We start from the raw sequence: 1,436 nt of genomic DNA, 5'->3' as shown, positions 1-1,436 counted from the left end.
CGGCACCTGCGGCGATGACTTCGGCGAGCCGGTTGGCGAAGGCCGCGTTGCATCCCCCGAGCCGGACGAAGCCGTGGCCGGCCACCGGCCCGCCGTCGCTTACTGACTTGAGCTCGTTGGGGTGAATCGTTGCGAAGTTCCTGATGGGTGTGGGTGGGTGACTGTATTCGTGGTGTGTGAGATATGCGGATGGGGGCGGGCTGACTCCGACAGGACGTCAGCGGCGCGAGACGGTACGGATGCAGGCGGCTGAACTGTTCGAGCAGAAGGTCAAGCCGTCGGAAGTCGCACGGCGGCTGCGGGTGAGCGTGAAGTCGGCTTATCAGTGGCACCAGTTGTGGCGGGACGGCGGTGTTCAGGCTCTGGCCTCCCGCGGTCCGAGCGGGTCGCGGTGCCGTCTGTCCTCGCGGTGTCTGGAGAAGCTGGCCGTGTATCTGGAGGAGGGGCCGGCCGCGCACGGCTGGGTCGAGGACCAGGTGTGGACCGCTTCGAGGGTGGTCACGCTGATCGGCAGGAAGTTCCACATCTCCTACAGCGTCTCGGGTGCCACCCGGTTGATGCACCGGCTCGGGTTCTCCCCGCAGGTGCCCGCGCGGCGGGTCGCCGAACGCGACGAGCAGGCCGTGAGCACGTGGCGGGAGGCGACCTGGGCGGAGGTAAAAGGGCCCGGGCGGCCAGCGGGGGCTACGTCTGCTTCGAGGACGAAGCCGGCTTCACCCGACGGCCGCCCCGGGGACGGACCTGGGGCCGGCGCGGCATCACCCCGGTCGTGACGGTCAGCGGGCGCCGCTCGGGACGGCTGTCGGTGGCCGGCCTGATCGCGATGCGGCCAGGCTCCCGGACTCGGCTGTGTCACCGCCTGCGGACCCACCCCGCCGGCAAAGGAACACGTCGCAGTATGGGCGAGCGGGACTTCATCGCTCTGCTCGACGGTGTCCATCAGCTGGTCAGGGCGCCGATCGTGCTGGTCTGGGACCGGCTCAACACCCACGTCTCCCGCAGGATGCAGGAATTCGTGGCAGAGCGTGAGTGGCTGACGGTCTTCCTGCTGCCCGCCTACTCACCCGACCTGAACCCCGTTGAATGGGTGTGGGCCCACGTCAAACGCAGCCTCGCCAACCTCGCCGTCATGGCACTCGACCGCCTCGAAGCACTCGTCCGCAACCGGCTCAAACGCCTTCAATACCGGCCCCACACCCTCGACGGCTTCATAGCCGGCACCGGCCTCACCCTCGACGCACCAGCCTCACCTTGAAAAGCCGAAGTCAGTAGGGACGCGGGCGAATCAACGTCCGCCGTGATTCTCGAATATTCGCGCCGCCGGTCCGGCGATTCTCCGATGTGCTTACGCGTGGTCGAGGTAGGCCCGCGCCCGGGCGATCAGCCGGTGAACTGCGGGCCCGTGTACGGCCGCGTCCCGGAGCGTGGACCACACC

At 68.5% G+C, this 1,436-nt stretch carries 1 protein-coding gene and 1 pseudogene; both read left to right on the top strand.

Annotated features, from left to right (window positions below; translation table 11 throughout):
- Nucleotides 1-200 precede the first annotated feature (200 nt).
- The gene (locus tag ACFWBF_RS37310; RefSeq protein WP_355802543.1) at nucleotides 201-773 is read left to right on the top strand and encodes a winged helix-turn-helix domain-containing protein; all 573 of its coding nucleotides are present in this window, start codon (nucleotides 201-203) and stop codon (nucleotides 771-773) included.
- Nucleotides 728-1,255 (top strand): annotated as a pseudogene (locus ACFWBF_RS37305) (transposase); the annotation flags it as partial. The gene ACFWBF_RS37310 and the pseudogene ACFWBF_RS37305, both read left to right, overlap by 46 nt.
- Nucleotides 1,256-1,436: the final 181 nt, after the last annotated feature.

The organism is Streptomyces sp. NPDC060028, assembly GCF_042736725.1.
Taxonomy (GTDB): Bacteria; Actinomycetota; Actinomycetes; order Streptomycetales; family Streptomycetaceae; genus Streptomyces.
The sequence above is the reverse complement of the archived record's forward strand: the minus strand, read 5'-3'. Positions and strand labels throughout refer to the sequence as shown.